Here is an 18981-nt window from a genome sequence, read left to right as displayed (position 1 = left end):
ATTCACCTCCTTCGAGGACGCGCGAACTCGGCCTGATCGGGCCTTACTTAAACTGAGCAGCGCATTCGGTAGGGGTACGCAACAGGCGCAAGGGGAACGATGGCCGACAGTGCACGCACCGCCCTCACCGGCGGCCTCCCGGTCGAACTGACGCGCCTGGTCGGCCGCGCGGCCGAACTGGCCGAGGTCGCCGAGGCATTGGGGCAGGAGCGGCTCGTCACGCTGATGGGCGTGGGCGGCGTCGGCAAGACCAGGATCGGGCTGCGCGTGGCCCGGCAGGTGCGCGAATCCTTCCCGGCCGGTGTGTACTTCGTGGAGCTCTCCGGCCTGCGCGACCCCGAGCTGCTGCCCAACGCGGTGGCCGCCGTCGTCGACCTGCCCGAGCAGAGCGCCGCCGCGGACGCGGCGGGCGCCTCCCAACTCCGCACGCTCATCTCCTACTTCGCCGACAAGCGGCTCCTCATCGTCCTCGACACCTGCGAGCATCTGGCCGACGCCTGCGCCCGGTTCAGCCGTGCGGTGCTCCAGTCCTGCCCCGGCGTACGGATTCTCGCCACAAGCCGACGGCCCCTCGACGCGCCCGGCGAGCGGCTGCTGCAGATCCCCCCGCTCGACGCCCCCGACCCCGACGACGAACGGGCCGACGCGGGCCCGCCCTGCGGCCCGGCCACCGACGCCATGGAGCTCTTCGTCGAGCGGGCGGCGGCCGTGGCCCGGGGCTTCCGCCTCACCGACGCCAACCGCACCCAGATCGCCCGCCTCTGCCACCGCCTCGACGGCATCCCGCTCGCCATCGAACTCGCCGCCGTCCGCGTACGGGCCCTGCCCCTCGAACAGATCCTGCGCCGACTCGACAACCGCTTCAGCCTCCTGACCGGCGGCAGTCGCGCCGCGCTGCCCCGGCACCAGACCCTGCGCACCGCCACCGACTGGAGCCACGAGCTCTGCTCGGAACGGGAACAGATCCTCTGGCGGCGGCTGTCCGTCTTCGCCGGGGAGTTCGAGCTGAGCGCGGCCGTCGAGATCTGCGCGGGGCCCGACCTGTCCGAGGACGACGTCCTGGACTGCCTCATCGGCCTCGTCGACAAGGCGATCGTGCTGCGCGTCGAATCCGACGACGAGGCGGCCGAGCCGGACCACGCGGGGCCGGACCACGTCCGCCCGGACCACGCCCGCCCGGACCACGCCGGCCCGGACCACGCTCGCCCGGACCACGCCGAGCCCGACCACGCCGACGGCACCTGCGGCCGGGCCCGCTACCGGATGCTCGACACCCTCCGCGAGTACGGCCTCGAACGCCTCCAGGCGGCCGGCGAGGAGTACCCGTACGCCGCCCGGCACCGCGACCACCACCTCGCCCTGGCACGGGAGTTCGGGCGCCGCTGGCTCACCGGCGGGCAGGTGCCGCGGATGCGCGCGATGTGGCGGGCGCGGCCCAGCCTGCGCAGCGCGCTTGAGTTCTGCTGCGCCAACCCGCAGGAGGCCCCGGCAGGCCTGGAGATGGCGACCGCCCTGTGGGGGCTCTGGCTCGGCATGGGCCGGATCGTGGAGGGCCACTACTGGCTCGGCCGGCTCCTCCCGCTCTGCCCCGAGCCCAGCCCCGTCCGCATGCGCGCCCTGTGCGCACTCGGCGACCTCACCCTCATGACCGGCCACCACCGGCAGGGCCTCGACCTGTCCGACGAGGCGGCGGGCCTCGCCGAGAAGTACGACGACCGGCTCGCCCTCGGCTACGTCGCCAAGAACCGCGGCCTGTACGCCACCCTCACCGGCGACGCCGAACGCGCGCTCAAACACGTCACCGAGGCCCGCACCCTGTTCGCCGCCCAGGGCGAACGCGCCCTGGAGGGCTGGGCGTTGGCGACCCTGTGCGGCGCGTACACCGTCGCCGCGCAGCCGGAGAAGAGCCTCGCCCTGCACGACGAGGCGATCGCCCTCATGGACCGCGGCGAGCGCTGGGTGCAGGGCTGGCTGCACTGGCAGAAGGGCTGCTCCCAGTGGGGCCTCGGCCGCTTCGACGAGGCCAAGCAGACCCTCAGCACGGCGGCCGTGCTCTGCCTGGAGATCAACCACACACAGGTGCTCGCCTTCTCCCTGGACACGCTCGCGTGGGTGGCCGCCGCCGAGGGGCGGTACGCGCAGACCGCCCGCTGCCTCGGCGCCGCGGCGAAGCTGTGGGAGAAGTTCCACGAACCCCGCCTCGGCATCCGGAGCATGCACGAGGCGCACCAGGCGGCCTGGGCGCTGGCCGAACGCCGACTCGGCCCGCGACGCCACCGGCTCCTCCTCGACGAGGGTGCCGCCCTGCCCCTGCACGAGGCGGCCGCCCAGGCCGTCGGACCGGCCAGGCCCGCGCTCCCCGCGGCCCGGCGCGCGCCCACGGCGAACTGGGAGGCGCTCACCGCACGCGAGCGTGAGATCGCCCTGCTCGTCGCGGAGGGCCTCTCCAACCGCCGGATCGCCGAGCGCCTCGTCATCTCCAAGCGCACGGTCGACTCGCACCTGGAACACATCCTGGGCAAACTCGCGTACGCCTCACGGACCCAGATCACGACCCTCGCGCACGCGCAGGGGCGGCGAACCCCGCCGTGACCGGGAATCCTCGAGTTGAAGCCGCAGGGACATCCGGCAAGCATGCTGGACATGGGCACCCCCGATGACAGCGCCGGGGCCGCTGACGGCGGTGGGCGCCGCCGCGTGGCACACCGCCGCATCCGCATGACCGGTCGCGACCCCGCCGAGCACCACCGCGCCGCCACCCCGCTTGAACTGCTCTTCGACCTGACCTTCGTCGTCGCCATCGGCACCGCCGCGCACCACTTCGCGGAGATGCTCGCCGAGGACCACGCGGTGCAGGCGATCACGGCGTTCGTCATGGCGATGTTCGCCATCAGCGTCGCCTGGATCAGCTTCACCTGGTTCGCCTCCGCGTTCGGCACCGACGACTGGCTCGACCGGGTCCTGACGATGGTCCAGATGATGGGCGTCGTCGTGTTCGCGCTCGGCCTGCCCGCGTTCTTCCACGCCATCGAGGAGGGCGACCACCTCGAACTGCGCGGCATCGTCATCGGGTACGTGGTCATGCGCGTCGCGATGGTCTCGCAGTGGTGGCGCGCGGCCCGTGAGTCACCGGAGTTCCGGCACGTCGGCCGCGCCAACATCCGCTGGACCGTGATCGCGCAGATCGGCTGGATCGCGCTCGCCTTCGCCACCGGACTCCCGCTCGGCCTCGCGTTCGTCGCCTTCATCCTGCTCGGCGCCCTGGAGCTGCTCCTGCCCGTCCTCAGCCAGGGCAGGGCGGGCGGCACACCCTGGCACCCGCACCACATCGCCGAGCGGTACGCCCTGTTCGCCATCATCACCCTCGGCGAAGGCGTCGTCGGCACCGTCGCCTCCTCCGGCGACCTGCTCGGCGGCCCGGACGGCAAGCACTGGAGCGTGGACGCCGTAGCCGTCGTCGTCGCGGGCGTCGGCCTCACGTTCGCCATGTGGTGGGTCTACTTCACGACCCCCTTCGGCGACATCCTGATCCACCGCCGAGGCCGCGGATACCTCTTCGGATACGGGCACATCCCGCTGTTCATCGGCATCGCGGGCGCCGGAGCGGGGCTGCACGTGGCGGGGCTGCAGCTGGAGCACCACTCGAAGCTCGGCGAGCCCGCCGTGGTCCTCTCCCTCGCCGTCCCCGTCGGCCTCTACATCCTGATGGTCTACCTGCTGCACACCTTCCTGCTCTCCACCACCGATCCCTTCCACGCGCTCCTCATCGGCCTGACCGTGCTGGTGCTCGCCGCGGCGGTGCTCCTGTCGGTGGCCGGGGTGGCGCTGTCGGTCTGCCTCCTGGTGGTGATGCTCGCCCCGTTCGTCACGGTCGTCGGCTTCGAGACGATCGGGCACCGGCACCAGCGGGCGATGCTGGCGGGCCTTGGAGGGGCGGACTAGGGGCGTCTCGCACCGGGCACGAAGGGCGGCGCCCCGCAAGGGTTCCAGACGCGAAGAGCCGCGCCCCGCAAGGGAGTTCCAGACACGAAGAGCCGCCGCGACGTCACCCCCGTACCGGACCCGTGCACGCCCCCGCCGTACGTCCAGCGATGCGAGGTCGTCCATACCTGAGGTTGAGGGCGAGCCGGTCGAAGAGGCTCAAGCCCGCCCCCGCACTCGCCGCCGCCGCACCCTCCCGGACCCCCGCGCCCGTACGCGCCCGCTCGCCGCCCGCCCGCGTGCCCGGCGCCGTGTGCCTCCGCGCGGCGGCGGGGGAGCGGTCGGGGTGAGGTCGACCGGGCCGCCCGCGTGGTGTTCGAGGCGGATGCCGTGGGCGACCAGGCGGACCAGGCTGAGCGCGATCAGGGCCTCGGCCCAGTAGAACGCCGCGTAGTCGAGCAGGCAGCCGTTGGGAGGCGAGCCCGGAGCCGCGCCGCGCAGGCCGACCAGGGCGAACAGGCTCGCGGCCGCCCAGCCGAGCGCGCCCCACTGCAGGCCGCGCCGCTGACCGACCACCAGCCAGCACGCCACCGCCACGGAGAGGCCGACCGCCCACATCGAGCCGATCATGAACCAGGCGAGGATGAACGTGCTCCGGGACCGGCCGGCCGTGCCGTCGAAGGCCGCCCACGCACCGTCCCCACCGGTGGCCCGCGGGTCGAAGCTGAAGTGCGCGTTCTGGTCGCGGAACCGCAGCGCCACGGGCACCCGTTCCCCGCCGGACTCCGCGGAGAGCGCGATGCGGGTGGCGTACCGGTCGAAGGGATAGTCCGACGGCGTGCCCTCGAGCAGCGCCACGTCGACGACCTTCACCCAGTTCACGTTCTGCTGCCGGAACGTCAGCCGCTCCTGGCCGGGGGCGTTGGTGTGCAGCGTGATGTCCTCGGCGGCGTTGCCGAACGCGTCGGCGTACCTGCCCTTGGGGAAGACCTTCAACTGCACCGTCGCGCGCCGCATCTCGGGGTCGACGGCCTGCACGGCGGCGTTCACGTCGATCCGGTCCCGGGCGTCCGGCGCACCCGCGGTCACCACCCTCTGCCGCGTCTGGCGCTCGTCCACGTACAGGCCGATGCCGAGGCCGAAGAGGCCGGTCAGCGCGACCACGCCGATGAGCAGGCGGCGGAGGGCGGACGGACCGGGCATGAGCCGATCTTCGACCGGCGAGGAGGGCCGCGCCAGGCGACGACCCCGTACGGGAGACGGAGCCGGGACCGGGACGGCACCGGGACGGCACGGGGACGGCACGGGGACGGCACCGGGGCCGAAATGGCCTGAAGCGTCCGTCTGGCCGGGAACGCCCGTGGGCATGCTGGTGGCATAGAACCGGGGGACCGGCGGAGCCGTGGAAAGAGCCGTGAACAGTGGAAAGACGACCCAATTCGCGGTTGCGCGCCCTCCTCGCCGAAGCGGCCTGGAGCAATGAGCAGTGCGCCCGCGCGGTGAACGCCGTCGGGGCCGAGATAGGCCTCGTCCTGCGCTACGACCGCACCTCGGTGGCCCACTGGCTCTCCGGTACGCAGCCCAGGCCACCCGTGCCGCACCTCGTCGCGGAGACCTTCTCGCGGCGGCTCGGGCGCGTCATGACACCGGTCGCCGTCGGCTTCGCGCACTCCGCCCCGGCCGTCGAACCGGACCGCAGGGCCGGACCGTGCACGGCTCCCGCCCCCGCCGTCCGTACCCTCGGCTCGCTCGCCGGGCACGACGCCGACCCCGTCGAGCGGACCGCACTCGCGGGCGAGCCCTACCGCGCGCTCGGCGCCCCGCCGCACTGGCCGGAAGGCGGTGGTACGGGCCGAAGGGGCGCGGGTCGGCGGGAGTTGGCGCGGGTCGGCGTGGCCGAGGTCGACCTGCTGCGCGGGGCCGTACGGCACTTCGCGGCGGCCATGGACGTGCACGGCGGCGGCCACGCCCGCCCCGCCCTCGCGCACTACCTCGCCGACACGGCCACGACCTGGCTGCACGCCCCCGGCGACGACCGCACCCACCGCCAACTCGGCACCCAGAGCGCGTACTTGGTGTTCATCCTGGCCCGCATGCACAGCGACATGGGCTGCCACGGCATCGCCCAGCGCTACCTCCACCTCGCCCTCGACCTGGCCCACGAGGTCCAGGACCGGGCCGCGTGGGCCATCACCCTGCGCGCGATGGCCGCCCAGGCGCTGCACCTGGAGCACCGGCGCACCGCCCGGCAGTACGCGCAGGCCGCCGTGGACGCCCTGCCCGCGCACGTCGGCGACGCCGTACGGGCCTTCGCCCTCGCGCAGTTGGCGGTCACACAGGCCGCACTCGGCGAGCGGGACGCCGCGCTCGCCGTGCTGAGCCGAGCCGAGGACCACGGGCGCAGGGCCGGCGTCGGGGACCCGTTCGGCGACTACCCGTCCGGCGCGCTGTCCTTCCAGAAGGCCGAGGTGCACCGGGAGCTGGGCGACCTGCGCGCCGCCGCGCGGGCCCTGCACCGCTCCACCCGGGAGCGCCCCGCCCACGACCGGCGCGGCCTCGCCCTCACCCTGGCCCGCCGCACCGAACTCCTGCTGCGCAGCGGCCGGATCGGCGAGGCCTGCGAGGTGGGCCACCAGTTCCTGGAGGCGGGCGGCGGGCTGCGCTCGCACAGCGTCGTCACCGCCGTACGCACGATGCGCGGCAGCCTCGAACCCCTGGCCCGGCACCCGTCCGTACGGGCCCTCCTCGAACGGGAGCGCTCGCTCGGCTAGCCGCCCGCCCGCACCGCCCCACATGCGGGCGCCCCCGACTTGTGTTCGTATGCCATGGAGTTCGGCCCGCCCGGGACCGCTCCGGGATACGAGAGGAAGTCCGCCCATGAACGACCCCTTCGCGTTCAGCCGCCTGATCCCCGCCCCGCCGGAACCCGCTCCCGCCGCGCCTGCCGCGGATCGCTGCCAGAGCCGTCCGGCCGGGGAGTTACGCGCCCCGGAAACCGGCCCGAAGGCCCCGGCCGCGGGCCCTGATCCGGCCCGTCGCTCGAAAGGCGCAGCCACCGTGGTGCCGGGGGACAAGTGACGGAGGTTCCCGTGCGGGAAGGCGTGGCACAGCAGACGGAACCCGGACAGCGGAGGCGGGTTCCGAGGCGTACGACGACGGCGGGACTGGCGACGCTGCTGCTCGTCGGAGCGCTCGCCACCGGCTGCGGCGACGACAGCGAGCCGGACCCCATGCGCGGACAGCAGTGGGCCCTGGACACGCTGAAGCTGCCGGGCGCCTGGGGGACGGCGAAGGGCGACGACACGGTGATCGCCGTGGTCGACTCCGGCGCCGACCTCGAACACCCGGACCTGAAGGGCCGGTTGGTCGACGGACACGATTTCGTCGACGGCGACGACGAGCCTCTGGACCGCAACGGCCACGGCACCCACGTCGCCGGGATCGCCGCGGCGCACACCGACAACGGCGTCGGCGTCGCGGGCGGGGCACCGGGCGCGAAGATCATGCCGGTGCGCGTGCTCGGCGCCAACGGCAGCGGCACCAACGCGAACATCACCAAGGGCATCGTCTGGGCCGCCGACCACGGCGCCGACGTCATCAACCTCTCCCTCGGCGAGGGCCCGCTGATGTCCAACCTGCTCAAGGGCGGCATCCTCAACGCGGCCATGCGGCACGCGCACGCGAAGGGCGCCGTCGTCGTGGCCGCCGCGGGCAACGACGGGGCGAACACCCAGCCGTACAAAGTGAGCACGCCGGTCCTGGTCGTCGGCGCCAGCGACCAGAACGGCCGGGCCGCCGAGTTCTCCAACTTCGGCGCGCAGAACGCGGTTTCGGCCCCCGGCGTCGGCATCCTGTCGACCCTCCCGACGTACAAGACCCGGGAGACCCTGAAGAACGACTCCGGTTACGGCGAGCTCGACGGCACCTCGATGGCCTCCCCGTACGTCGCCGCCGTGGCCGCGGTGCTGCACGCGCAGGACCGCGACCCGGACCAGATCATGCGGGCCATCCGCTCCACCGCGAAGAACCCGGACGCGGACGCCAAGCTCGGTCTCGGCATCGTGGACGCGGAGGCGGCGGTGCAGTCCAAGAAGTAGCGGTCCTCGCGACCGCCGTTCTCGGCACGCTCGGCAACGCACCCGTGGCCCATGCCCGCCCCGAACCGTCCCGGCAGGCCGCCTGCCCCGGACCGCCGAACTCCCGCACCTGAATCGCACGCATTGTGATCACACCTCTGTCTGTAGTCGCGTCCGCCTCGACGGGGACGTGCCTGAAAGGGGACGTGCCTGAAACGTAGAAGTTGAAGCAAGGTTGAGGTCAAGCGCCACGAGCCCGTACGGCCACCTGCGCCAGTACGTCCTGTCGAAGTCGCTCGACGCGGTCGCCGTGCCCGACGAGCTCGTCGTCAAGATCAACCCGGTCGCCGTCGGCGCGGGCGTCCCGCTCTTCGACGGGCCGTACTCCCCGCAGCGCTATACCGTCGTCTCGGGCAAGGTCTACGACAGCGGCGTCACCGTTCTCACGTACGCCCGCCGGGACTGAACGCGCCCCGGCCCCGGCCGGTGTGCGGCCGGTACCGTGCCGATGTCACGTCCGGGCCCGGCCGATCCGTCTTGAGGGTCAAAGGGGTGCCTGACAGGCCCCGCCCACCACAGCACGGGAGTTCATCATGGAAGAAGCGCGTCTTCCGCTCTTCAGCGGCACCGTCGGTCCCAAGGTGTTCCGGCATCTCAACGCGGCGAACAAGGCGATCGACGAATCGGGGCTGCCGGTCGCCACGCAGAACCTGGTGAAGCTGAGGGCCAGCCAGATCAACGGCTGCGGATTCTGCACCGACATGCACTCCAAGGACGCGGCGGCCGCCGGGGAGACCCAGCTGCGTCTCAACCTGGTGGCGGCCTGGCGTGACGCCACCGTCTTCACCGAGCCCGAGCGTGCGGCCCTGGAGGTCGCGGAGCAGGGCACCCGCATCGCCGACGGAGCGAGCGGCGTCACCGATGAGGCCTGGTCCCGGGCCGCCAAGCACTACGACGAGGAACAGCTCGCCGCCCTGGTCGCCCTGATCGCGCTCATCAACGCCTACAACCGCGTCAACGTGATCGCGCGCAACCCTGCGGGGGGCTACGAGCCGGGCCAGTTCGGCTGAGCTGCGGCTCGGGGGCGGGCGAGGGTTCCGGGCCCCTCTCCCGCCGCGGCGCTGCGGAGCCTCACAGTCGACGGCACGTCAGAAACCGGCCGCACAACGTCACTTGACCGCCTCCGGCAGCGGCTGCGACGCCGCCTCGATCGCCGAGTCGAGCAGTGACCGGGACCGCCGCAGATCCTCGATCATCCGGTCGATCCGCTCCCGCTCCACCGTCAACTCCCTGACGAGACCGGCGTCCGCGATCTCGGAAGGGCCGCCGTCGCTGTCCCGCATGCAGGGCAGCAACTGCACGATCTTCGCGCTGCACAGCCCCGCCGAGTACAACTCCTGGATCCGCCGCACCCGGTCCACCGCCGCCTCGGCGTACGCGCGGTGCCCGCCGGGGGTGCGCTCGGCCGACAGGAGGCCCTCCTGCTCGTAGTAGCGAAGGGAGCGTTCGCTCACTCCGGTCCGGCGGGCCAGTTCACCGATGCGCATGACGCAGATCACACTCCGAAGCCTTGAATCTGACATGGATGTCAGGTTCTACGGTACCTGCATGACGCACACAGAGACCACATCCGAGACCACTCCCGGGACCACTCCCGAGACCACGCCCGGGACCACCCGCGAGCCCACCGCCGCCCCGAGCCCCCTCCTCGCCCCCGCCCGCCTCGGCGCCCACCGGCTCGCCAACCACCTCGTGATGGCGCCCCTGACCCGCAACCGCGCCGAGCACGACGGCACCGCGACGCCGCTGATGGCCGAGTACTACGCGCAGCGCGCCACCGCCGGACTGATCATCGCCGAGGCGTCCACTCCCAACGCCGAAGGCCAGACGTACCCCAACATCACGGCCCTCCACACCGACCGGCACACCGAGGGCTGGCGTCAGGTCGTCAAGGCCGTGGACGCGGCGGGCGGCGGCCCGATGTTCCTGCAGCTCCAGCACGGCGGCCGCGCCGGACACCCCGACACCAGCGGGTACGTGCCCGTGGCTCCGTCGGCAGTGCCGCTGCCCGAGACGATCCACACCCCCACCGGGCGCCAACAGGCCGTCGTACCGAGGGAGATGGACCTCGCCGACATCCGCCGCACCGTGGTCGACTTCGCCGCCGCGGCCCGCCGTGCCGTCGCCGCGGGCTTCGCCGGGGTCGAGGTGCACAGCGCCAACGGGCATCTGCTGCACCAGTTCCTCGCCGGCAACACCAACCGGCGCACGGACGCCTACGGCGGCAGTGTCGAGAACCGCATCCGCTTCACCACCGAGGTCCTGGACGCCGTGGCGGACGCCATCGGACCCGAGCGCACCGGCCTGCGCATCTCACCCGGCAACACCGTCAACGGCATCGCCGAGACCGACACCGAGCTGCTCTACCCGGCCCTGATCGAGGCCAACGCCGGGAAGGACCTCGCCTATCTGCACCTCGTCTTCGCCGACCCAGACCAGCCTCTCTACGCCCGCCTGCGCGCCGCCTGGCCCGGCACCCTCATCGCCAACCCCGCCCTGCCCGCCGAACTCCCCGCCGACGGGGGCCGGGCGGCCGGGGAGCGCCTCCTCGCCGAGGGCGCCGACCTGGTCGCCCTCGGCCGCGCCTTCCTCGCCAACCCCGACCTCGTCGCCCGCATCCGCACCGGCGCACCCCTGAACCCCGTACGCGACAAGTACTTCATGTACACCGGGGGCCCGACCGGCTACACGGACTACCCGGCGCTCACTGCCGCAACGGCAGGATCGCGCTCTCGGGGATGACGCTGTGCCTCAGGTCCGCCGGGACGGGACCGTTGTGCGAGGGGTACTTGGGGCCCTGTGCGTTCCTCCGGTACACGGCCGTCGAGTGCTCGGGGTCGGTGTCGAACTCGGGGATGACCTTGTCCCCGAAGACCTCCAGCATCTCCAGGTGCTCCTCGAACGTCATCCCGCCCGTGAGCCCGAACACCACCTGGTCGCAGCCGACGGTCTGGTACGCGGCGACCTGCTCGCACACCTCCTCGGGCGTACCGCACAGCATCAGACCGGCCTTGATGACCTCGTCGAGGATCTCCTCGCCGCCCAACTGGCTGAGCGCGATGGGGGGTTGCGGCCAGGTGATGGCGTCCAGGGACTTCGGCATCGTGTCGTGGTACAGGTTGACCAGCGTCACCAGATAGCCGAGCCCCGCGTTCATGGCGATCTCACGGGCCCGCTTGCGGTCGTTCAGGCAGATGACGGTGTTGGTCATCATCACGTTGTTGTTCTGGTAGTCGCCCAGGATCTCGACCGGGTCGGCCGCCGCCTCCTTGTACGCGTCGATCCGCCCCTTCAGCTCGAAGATCGGCTCGAAGTTGAAGGCGATCGCCCCGATCCCGAGCGACCCGGCCTTCGCGAACGACGGCGGGTTGCCGCACGCCATCCAGATCGGCGGGTGCGAGTGCCCGTACGGCTTCGGCAGGATGTTGTGCGGGGTCGGCACCGTGAAGTGCTCGCCGTGGAAGGAGTAGTCGTACTGCTCCCACATGCGCACGATCTCCGGCGCGACCTCGTCCCACTCGGCCTTGGTCGTGGCGGTGTCCATGATGTTGAACGACGCCACCTCGTGGCTGCCCGCGCCCCGCCCGGTGCCCCACTCGAAACGGCCCTCGGTGATGTGGTCCAGCATCGCGGCCCGCTCCGCGTACCGGACGGGGTGCTCCTTGCGCGGGGAGAGGCTGTTGATCCCGGTGCCGAGGTGGATGCGCTCGGTCTTTCCGGCGACATAGCCCATCAGAACCTCGGGCGCCGACATATGGCTGTACTCGGTGAGCGAGTGGTGTTCGCCGAACCACACGTACTTCCAGTTGTGCCGGTCGGCCTTGATCGCCAGGTCCAACTCCCGCTTCAGGGCGAGGTGTTCGGAGGACCGGTCGTGCGCGGCGGGGCCGGGGATGAAACCGTTCAGAAAGATGCCGAACTCCATGAGGAGCCTCCGTGATGCATACGCGGTTCTGGGTGCGCGCAGGATGCACCAGAGAACGCGAAGGAGCCAGCACTACGGCACATCTGGATCAAAGTCATCCGGGTGCCCGAGCGGCCTGCCCGCCCGGGCCCAAAACCCCTGACCAGAGCCGAAAGTGACGAAGTGTCAGGTCAGCGGCTGATCACCGGCTGATCAACGGCTGATCACCGGCTGATGGCCGGCTGGTCACGGGCTGATGACCGGCTGATGGTCCGTCACCGAGCCTCGCTGTCCGCACTCCCCGCGAGCCCCACCGTGCTGAACGACGACTGGTCCTTCGCCGTCGTGCCCTCGGTGATCCACCAGTGCGTCGGGTCCTCGCCGTACAGCCCGAACGACGTGCCCGCGCCCCAGTGCAGCACCAGCTCGTCCTTGCCGTCGCCGTCGAAGTCCCCGGCGCCCGCCGGACGCGCGTGCCGCCACTTCGCGGGCGTCTTCTCGCCGCCGCTCACGGCCGGGCCCTCGCGCAGTACGGCCGTACGCCGGTCGCCGTCGATCAGCGTGGCGCCCTCGTACGTGGCGACGAGGATGCCGTCGCGACCGTCACCGTCCGGGTCCGCCGCCACGAACCCGCCGGGGCCGTAGTCCGTGCCCCCGCTCTCCGGCACCTTCGGCAGCCGGTGCGTGACGGGCGCGCCGCCCTTGCCCGGGTACACGGCCAGGGAACCCGCGACATCCGGAGCCTCCGTCCCGGCGTAGGGCTCGTTGTTGCGGCCGCCGTCGTCGCCGATCGCCACGTCCCGTACGCCGTCGCCGTCGAAGTCGCCGAAGGCGTGCGCGCTGCCGACGCGCAGTTTCTCGCCGCGCGCCTCCAGGCCGCCGCCCTCGCGGGCCCGGTACAGGGTGTTCTGAGACTGCTCGCCGTCGCTCGCGGACTGGACGAGCAGGGACGTGGCGCGCGGCTCGCCGGACGGGTCGATGGCGTCGGCGATCAGCGTGCCCTCGGCGGGCGGAAAGCCGGTGTCGGTCCGCGCCGGGGCACCGGCACGCGTGAACGGGCCGTAAAGCACCACCAGGCGCGTCCCCGTGCTGCGCGCGAGACCCGCGAGGTCGTGGTGGCCGTCCCCGTCGAAGTCGCCGCGCACCAGTCGCTCCACGCCGAGCTTCGTCATGTCCTGCGGCAGGCGTACCTCCGTCGCCCCGCCCTTCGGGCCGCTCGGGCCGCCCCAGGTCACGCGCGGGACCGTGCGGGGCGCGGAGACCTGACCGTCCGTGGCGGTCTCGCCCGCGACGGACGACACGAAGTCCGGGAATCCGTCACCGTCCAGGTCGGCCGTGAGCAGCTGGGCCGCGGCGAGCGAGTTCCGGCCGTCGCTCTCCGGCCGGGCGGGCAGGCCGAGTTCACTCCGGCCGAGCACCGTGCGCGTCGCCGGGTCGAGGCCCTTCGCCGAGCCGTACACCACGGCCACCCGCTGGTCCGCGCCCGGCTGCTCCTTCGTACCCGCCGACACCGGCACGAGGAGGTCGCGGTGGCCGTCCCCGTTCACGTCGTCGGGGTCCTTCGTGCCCTTGCCCGCGGCCGGCGGGCGGCTCTCGCCCGGCACGGCGGGCTCCTTCGCCGCGGGCTTCCCACCGCCCGCCGCGGACTCGTCGCCCGCCGGGCCACCGCAGCCGGCGAGCGGCACGAGCAGCAGAGACACGGCACAGGCCGCGGCCGCCGACAGGGCGGCCCGCGAGACGGAACGAGCATGCGTACGAGAGGTCATGCGGGTCACCCTCACATCCCGGGGGCGGCTGCTCAAGCCCGTACGTGCTGGTGGGCGCCGTAGGCCGACACGGCCGCGACCGTACGCCGCGCCCGTACGCCGTACGCCATGCCCGTACGCCGCGCCCGTACGTCAGCCCTTGCCGCGCCCGCAGAACGCCTCCGCGTCGGCATCGGCACCGGCATCGGCACCGGCATCGGCACCGGCCCCCGTGATCGCCTCCGTGTCCGACACCGGCGCGCCCGCCGTGAGCCGCAGTTCGCGGCCTGCCCAGCGGCGGCGCAGCCAGCGGTCGTGGCTCGCCAGGACGATCGCGCCCGGACTGCTGCCGAGGGCGTCCTCCACCTCGTCGCAGAGGCGCGGCGAGAGGTGGTTCGTGGGCTCGTCGAGCAACAGCAACTGCGGCGGACGCGCCACGAGCAGGGCGAGCGCGAGCCTGCGCCGCTGGCCCACCGACAGCTGCCCGACCGGCTTGTCCAGGTCCGGCCCGCGCAGCAGCCCCAGCGACGCCAACGGCACCGCATCCGCCCGTTCGGCACCGAGCAGGCCCACGTACGTCTCCCGCGCGGACCGCCACCCGTCCACGAACTCCGTGTCCTGCGCGAGGAGTTGGACCGTCAGACCGGATCGTCTGCGCACCTCGCCCCGCACCTCCAGGTCCCCGGCGAGGACCGCGAGCAGCGTGGACTTCCCGGCCGCGTTGGCGCCGGTGACGAGGAGGCGTTCGCGGGCCGTCACGTCCAGGCGGTCGACGGTGAGCCGGTTGGGCACGTGGACGCCGCGCAGCTTCACCAGCGGGCCCACGGGGGTCTCCTGAGTGTCCTCGGCGTCGGCCTCCTCGGCGAGCGCCGCCGGCCGGAACCGCAGCGGTGCCGGGGGAGCGGCGACCTGTGTGCGTTCCAGTTCGTCGAGCCGCCGCAACGCGTTGCGCACCCTCCGGGAGATCTGCTTCTGCACGCGACCGGCCCGCAGGTCGTACCCCATCTTGTTGTTGTCGCGGCGCTCACGGTCCGGCGCGACACCACGCGCGGTCACCGCCGCCGAGCGGCGCAGCGCCCCCAACTCCTCCTGCTCCTCGGCGTATCGACGCTCCCAGCGCTCCCGCTCGGCGCGCTTCTCGGCCAGGTACGAGCTGTAGTCGCCGCCGTACCGCACCGGGCCGTCCACCGCCGGATCGAGGTCGACGACATCCGTGCACACCGCGTCGAGGAATGCCCGGTCGTGGCAGGCGAGCACAACTGCCCCGGGCAGAGCGCGCAGTTGCTGCTCCAGGAACTCGGCGGCGGCGTCGTCCAGGTGGTTGGTCGGCTCGTCGAGCAGCAGCGCGGCGGGCCGTCGCACCAGCAGGCAGGCGAGCGCGAGCCGTCCCCGCTGCCCTCCGGAGAGCGATCCGAGCGTACGCGGGTGCGCCACGCCGCCGAGGCCGAGCCCTTCGAGCAGGAATTGCGCGCGCCGGTCGGCGTCCCACACCTCCTGCAGCTGGGCCTGGTCGAGCAACGCGTCGTAGGCGTACAGGAGTTGCGTGCCGGTCTGTTCGCCGTCCGGTAACTCCCCCGGCGTACGGGCGAGTTCGTCGGCGAGGCGTTCCAGTTCGGCGACGACGTCCCGGGCCGGGCGGAGGGCGTCGTCGAGGACGTCGGCGAGCGTCGCGTGCGCGTCGAACGGCATCTCCTGGTGCAGCAGACCGAGGTCCGCGGGGCGTACGACATCCCCCGCGTCCGGCTCGTCCGCGCCGCCGAGGATGCGCAGGAACGTGGACTTACCGACGCCGTTGTCGCCGATCAGGCCGATGCGGTGGCCGGGCGCGGCGGTCAGGCTGACGCCGTCGAGGACCCTGCGGTCGCCGAACGCGCGGACGACGTCGTGGGCGAGCAGGGCGGCCTTGGGCATGGTGAAGCACTCCGGTCGTTCGGGGGCACGGGCTCGGGCGCGCGGCTCACTCGCAGTACGACTGGAGCGTGCCACGCCTTCTGATGTCGAGTGTGGCGCAGTGGTAGGAACCGCCGAACGGCGCGTAGTGCAGCAGGTCGCAGGGGATGGGCTCGAAACCCCACTTCTCCAGGGCGCGCAGCATGCCGGTGTGATGCCGGTCGGCGATGACGCGTTTCTCGTCGATCATCAGGACGTTCAGGCTGAGCCATTTCCCGCACAGCGACGTGAGTTTGAGGAGATTCCCGCCGATCGGCTCCGGCTCCGGGGCCACGAGAATGTCCCAGGAGTCGAGGACCGCGGGCAGCCGGGCGGGGTTCACGTATTCCGGATTGATCAGGGCCTTTCCCGGAGCGAGGACGAGGAAGCTCGTGTCGATGTGCATCGGTGTGCGGCAGCTGCTCTCGATCTCGTGGATACGAAATCCCGGACCGAGGTGGCGGCGCAGCCATTCGATTCCCATCGCGTTGGTGACATTGCTCCGCGTGACGAACAGATCGCGGCCGGCCCGCACGAAGTCCGCGGCGTCGAAGACCGGCTCGAAGTCGGTGAGGATGTACCGCATCGCCTCGTCCGCTTTCGGCGTACGGAATCCCGGCACGAACAACTCGTCCGTGAGCTGCGGACGCGGCGCCGACGTCCAGCGTGCGCCGCCCTGGAAGTACTCCTTGAGCAGCGGGCGATAGCTATGGGTCTCGAAAGAGCGGCACGGCCAGGCCATCGGCGTCTCGATGATCTCGTCGCCGATCACGAGCAGGCTGTCGCGCGGACAGGTGTTGCAGAATCCGCGCGACGACCAATCCGGAGTGCCGAACCGGCGGCGATGGTCGATCGCCTCCGGCCGCCGCACGGTGACACCGAGTGACTCGAGGAGCGCGATGAATCCGTCGAGTTCCTCCTGCGCGCGCTCCACCATCATCCGCGGATACCGCATACCGGCGGCGAGCCGCTGGAAGCGCGCGGCCCAGGGCGGAATATTGCAGGTCACGACCGGGTGGCTGGACGGAATCGTCGCACCTTCGAGCCGCCCTACGATCACTTCCTCCAACGGGTCCCACTCATTGTGGGAGTTCACGGGGGAGGACGTCATATCTGCTCCTGCGCCTATTCCCTGACATGGTCCATTGACAAGGTCCTATTTGAGAATAGGCGAGCGGAGCGGACCGGACCGCTCGTGCAGGCTCGGTCACATCGGGCGGACGGTGAGGAGCTGCTGCGCGTGGCCGACGGCACCCTCGACGTCGTGCAGGACGGTGCTGGTGACGCCCTGGCCCGTCGGCCCGAACGTGACCGTGGTGTCCAGGCCCGTCCACCCGCCGACCGGCTGCCGGTGCAGGTGCAGCGTCAGGTCGACGTTCGGGAACATCCACTCCGTGGGCGACTGCCGTACGGCGATGCCGTTGGCCGTGTCGACCAGGGCGACGTACGAGGCGAGCGCACTGCTCGCCTGGCCTGCGACGAGGTCGAGCGGCGTCGCGATCCACGCGGTCGTGCGGCCGGGCTGCGGGGGAGCGAGCGGGCGCACGTCGATGGACGCGATGTAGCCGCCGGGCCAGACGGACTTCATCGCCCAGGGCTCGACCTCCTCGGGCGGTGTGAGGCGGTCGGCCGCGCCCCCGGCGACGGAGGCCGTGTCGGAGGCGGCGAGCCGCCAGGCCCGCGCCCGGACCACGGGCCGGCCGGCGATCAGCGCGACGGCCTCCAGGAGCTCGATCGTGCGGCCGGGCCGCAGCGTCTCGACCCGGATCTCGGTCTCGTCCAGGGCGAGCCTGCCCAGGATGTCGAAGCTGACCCGGGACAGCACGAGCCCGTCGGACGGCCCCTCCCGCTCCGCGAGGTGCCGGTCCATGGCGTGCACGATCAGTCCGCCGAGCGGGCTGAAGTGCTGCTCGTTCACGTCCCAGGCGCCACTCGCGTGCGTGGTGGGCTTGTAGCGGTGCTCGTCGATGGGCTCGAAGTAACTGCCGGTGTTCAACGGGTGATCCTTCTCGTGCTGGCGGATTCTCGGGCGCGCTGCCGAAAGAGTGCTGCATACACGGGTCTCCGCGCCAGCCCCGGTCGAGGGTGCCCCCGCACCGGAGCCCCGGCCCGCGCCGGGTTGACCGGTACGCGACAGCCCCTGACCGTTTCGCGTTCGCCATCGGAGACGACGTACGAAATGCCGAACATGCGGGTGTCGGGCCGCAGTTGAGGCGTGAGGCGTGAGGCGCGAGCGGGTCGATGCGGTCGGCGATGCGGTGGGCGTGCGGTGGGCCATGCGGAAGGGGTGGGCGACGGGCATGGACGAGGCCAGGGGTGGCGAGTCGGCCGAAGAGTTCCACGCCTTCTTCGCACAGCACTACGCGGCCCTCGCCCGGCTCGCCCACCTGCTCACCGGAGACACGGACGGCGCCGACGACCTCGCCGCCGACGCCTTCCTCGTGCTCTGGCGCCGCTGGGACCGGGTCCGTGCGGCCGAGCACCCCGCCGCGTACGCCCGTGGAGTGCTGGCCAACATGGCGCGCAGCCGCATCCGCAGTGCCGTGCGCGAACGCCGCCGCATCACTCCTCGTCCTGCGGCACGCCTTCGACCTCTCGGAGCGGGAGACCGCCCGCACCCTGGGCGTCTCGGTGGGTACGGTGAAGAGCCAGACGTCCAAGGGCATGGCCGAACTGCGGCGGCTGCTCGGACCTCAACAGGCCCTGGAACGCGTGCGGATGACCGCGGCCGGTCCGGGCGGTGACCGATGAGAGGCGCGGAACGGCGCGGGGCGCGGGGGCGAGCGAAAGGGCCGGCGGGGATGGGCGCGGGACAGCAGGAGGTGCGCGACCGCCTGCGCGAGGCAGCCCAGGCGCACATCCCGGACCGTGAACGGATACGCGCCTGCGTCGAACGCGGGATGTCGGCGCCGGGGGGCGCCCGGTCCCCCGGCCCGCGCCGCCGGGCGCCGCAGTGGCTGCGCGTGACCGGGGCGACCGTCGCCGTCGCCGCCGTGCTCGCCGCGGGCGGCTACGGGGTGGCCGGTGCCGTCCGTACCGATGAGGCGCCGCAGCGGACCGTGGCGACGGACCCGGCGCCGTACCGTGCCGCCGCGGGGGAGGTGGTGTGGGCGGACGGTTCGATCGACCCGGGCAGTTCCGCGTACTGGAGTCAGAGCAACGTCACGGTCAAGGTGCGCGGGCCCCTCACGGCCCTGACCGTCGAGGTGCGCCTCGACGCACGTGACGCACCCAAGAGCACGGGCAGTTGGCGGACCCGGGCGTACGGTCCCGGTCCGCGAGCAGTGAGCGGGCCTCTCCTTGCCTCGCCGCGCGGTGAGGCAAGGAGAGACGACACCAGGTGACC

General features: G+C 72.4%; 15 protein-coding genes and 1 pseudogene. 9 read left to right on the top strand and 7 right to left on the bottom strand.

Going from position 1 to position 18981, the window contains the following annotated elements; all coding sequences use genetic code 11:
* Positions 1-99 precede the first annotated feature (99 nt).
* Both QIT00_RS03900 and QIT00_RS03895 read left to right on the top strand, forming a co-directional pair.
* Positions 100-2592, top strand: a complete 2493-nt coding sequence (locus QIT00_RS03900) for an ATP-binding protein (RefSeq protein ID WP_282533633.1) — start codon at positions 100-102, stop codon at positions 2590-2592.
* Positions 2593-2718: 126 nt separating this feature from the next.
* Positions 2719-3942: a low temperature requirement protein A gene (locus QIT00_RS03895; RefSeq protein ID WP_408909720.1), complete on the top strand. Its 1224-nt coding sequence runs from the start codon at positions 2719-2721 to the stop codon at positions 3940-3942.
* 198 nt (positions 3943-4140) lie between these two features.
* Here QIT00_RS03895 and QIT00_RS03890 read toward each other — a convergent pair whose 3' ends face one another.
* Positions 4141-5124, bottom strand: coding sequence for a DUF4436 family protein (locus tag QIT00_RS03890; protein WP_282533631.1), 984 nt, complete (start codon positions 5122-5124; stop codon positions 4141-4143).
* Positions 5125-5342: 218 nt separating this feature from the next.
* On the opposite strand from QIT00_RS03890, the gene QIT00_RS03885 reads away from it, so the two are divergent.
* The 4 genes from QIT00_RS03885 to QIT00_RS03870 all read left to right on the top strand — a co-directional run bounded on the left by QIT00_RS03885 (position 5343) and on the right by QIT00_RS03870 (position 9067).
* Entirely contained in the window at positions 5343-6692 is a 1350-nt protein-coding gene (locus QIT00_RS03885) for a hypothetical protein (RefSeq protein ID WP_282533630.1), read from the top strand.
* A gap of 330 nt (positions 6693-7022) precedes the next feature.
* Positions 7023-8018, top strand: a complete 996-nt coding sequence (locus QIT00_RS03880) for a S8 family serine peptidase (protein ID WP_282533629.1) — start codon at positions 7023-7025, stop codon at positions 8016-8018.
* A gap of 214 nt (positions 8019-8232) precedes the next feature.
* On the top strand, positions 8233-8463 hold the full coding sequence (locus tag QIT00_RS03875; protein ID WP_282533628.1) for a hypothetical protein: 231 nt from the start codon (positions 8233-8235) through the stop codon (positions 8461-8463).
* A 127-nt stretch (positions 8464-8590) separates the two neighbouring features.
* A complete protein-coding gene (locus QIT00_RS03870) occupies positions 8591-9067 on the top strand; it encodes a carboxymuconolactone decarboxylase family protein (RefSeq protein WP_282533627.1) in 477 nt (158 codons plus the stop codon).
* A gap of 99 nt (positions 9068-9166) precedes the next feature.
* Here the strand turns inward: QIT00_RS03870 and QIT00_RS03865 are convergent, their stop codons facing one another.
* The gene (locus tag QIT00_RS03865; RefSeq protein WP_282533626.1) at positions 9167-9544 is read right to left on the bottom strand and encodes a MerR family transcriptional regulator; all 378 of its coding nucleotides are present in this window, start codon (positions 9542-9544) and stop codon (positions 9167-9169) included.
* A 61-nt stretch (positions 9545-9605) separates the two neighbouring features.
* Here QIT00_RS03865 and QIT00_RS03860 point away from each other — a divergent pair, with 61 nt between their 5' ends.
* Positions 9606-10799 carry an alkene reductase gene (locus QIT00_RS03860; protein WP_282533625.1) on the top strand — a complete coding sequence of 398 codons (1194 nt, stop codon included), beginning with the start codon at positions 9606-9608 and terminating at the stop codon, positions 10797-10799.
* On the opposite strand, the gene QIT00_RS03855 is transcribed toward QIT00_RS03860, so the two are convergent.
* The 5 genes from QIT00_RS03855 to QIT00_RS03835 all read right to left on the bottom strand — a co-directional run bounded on the left by QIT00_RS03855 (position 10762) and on the right by QIT00_RS03835 (position 17631).
* Positions 10762-11982, bottom strand: coding sequence for an LLM class flavin-dependent oxidoreductase (locus QIT00_RS03855; RefSeq protein ID WP_282533624.1), 1221 nt, complete (start codon positions 11980-11982; stop codon positions 10762-10764). The genes QIT00_RS03860 and QIT00_RS03855 overlap by 38 nt on opposite strands.
* Before the next feature lie 254 nt (positions 11983-12236).
* Positions 12237-13727 carry a VCBS repeat-containing protein gene (locus QIT00_RS03850; RefSeq protein WP_282533623.1) on the bottom strand — a complete coding sequence of 497 codons (1491 nt, stop codon included), beginning with the start codon at positions 13725-13727 and terminating at the stop codon, positions 12237-12239.
* A gap of 132 nt (positions 13728-13859) precedes the next feature.
* Positions 13860-15617, bottom strand: a complete 1758-nt coding sequence (locus QIT00_RS03845; protein WP_282533622.1) for an ABC-F family ATP-binding cassette domain-containing protein — start codon at positions 15615-15617, stop codon at positions 13860-13862.
* A gap of 46 nt (positions 15618-15663) precedes the next feature.
* The gene (locus QIT00_RS03840) at positions 15664-16746 is read right to left on the bottom strand and encodes an amidinotransferase (RefSeq protein ID WP_282533621.1); all 1083 of its coding nucleotides are present in this window, start codon (positions 16744-16746) and stop codon (positions 15664-15666) included.
* A gap of 96 nt (positions 16747-16842) precedes the next feature.
* Positions 16843-17631 carry a thioesterase family protein gene (locus tag QIT00_RS03835; RefSeq protein WP_282533620.1) on the bottom strand — a complete coding sequence of 263 codons (789 nt, stop codon included), beginning with the start codon at positions 17629-17631 and terminating at the stop codon, positions 16843-16845.
* Positions 17632-17935: 304 nt separating this feature from the next.
* Here QIT00_RS03835 and QIT00_RS03830 point away from each other — a divergent pair.
* Both QIT00_RS03830 and QIT00_RS03825 read left to right on the top strand, forming a co-directional pair.
* Positions 17936-18386: pseudogene (locus QIT00_RS03830) on the top strand (sigma factor).
* Between the two features lie 50 nt (positions 18387-18436).
* Positions 18437-18979, top strand: coding sequence for a hypothetical protein (locus QIT00_RS03825; protein ID WP_282533619.1), 543 nt, complete (start codon positions 18437-18439; stop codon positions 18977-18979).
* Positions 18980-18981: the final 2 nt, after the last annotated feature.

This window comes from Streptomyces luteolus (assembly GCF_029968015.1).
Classification (GTDB): domain Bacteria; phylum Actinomycetota; class Actinomycetes; order Streptomycetales; family Streptomycetaceae; genus Streptomyces; species Streptomyces luteolus.
This window is presented reverse-complemented; position numbering and strand designations above follow the sequence as displayed.

Coding starts and splice junctions, on each gene's coding strand:
- QIT00_RS03900 (WP_282533633.1), top strand. CDS start 100: ATGGCCGACAGTGCACGCACCGCCCTCACCGGCGGCCTCCCGGTCGAA.
- QIT00_RS03895 (WP_408909720.1), top strand. CDS start 2,719: ATGACCGGTCGCGACCCCGCCGAGCACCACCGCGCCGCCACCCCGCTT.
- QIT00_RS03890 (WP_282533631.1), bottom strand. CDS start 5,124: ATGCCCGGTCCGTCCGCCCTCCGCCGCCTGCTCATCGGCGTGGTCGCG.
- QIT00_RS03870 (WP_282533627.1), top strand. CDS start 8,591: ATGGAAGAAGCGCGTCTTCCGCTCTTCAGCGGCACCGTCGGTCCCAAG.
- QIT00_RS03865 (WP_282533626.1), bottom strand. CDS start 9,544: ATGCGCATCGGTGAACTGGCCCGCCGGACCGGAGTGAGCGAACGCTCC.
- QIT00_RS03860 (WP_282533625.1), top strand. CDS start 9,606: ATGACGCACACAGAGACCACATCCGAGACCACTCCCGGGACCACTCCC.
- QIT00_RS03855 (WP_282533624.1), bottom strand. CDS start 11,982: ATGGAGTTCGGCATCTTTCTGAACGGTTTCATCCCCGGCCCCGCCGCG.
- QIT00_RS03850 (WP_282533623.1), bottom strand. CDS start 13,727: ATGACCTCTCGTACGCATGCTCGTTCCGTCTCGCGGGCCGCCCTGTCG.
- QIT00_RS03845 (WP_282533622.1), bottom strand. CDS start 15,617: ATGCCCAAGGCCGCCCTGCTCGCCCACGACGTCGTCCGCGCGTTCGGC.
- QIT00_RS03840 (WP_282533621.1), bottom strand. CDS start 16,746: ATGACGTCCTCCCCCGTGAACTCCCACAATGAGTGGGACCCGTTGGAG.
- QIT00_RS03825 (WP_282533619.1), top strand. CDS start 18,437: ATGGGCGCGGGACAGCAGGAGGTGCGCGACCGCCTGCGCGAGGCAGCC.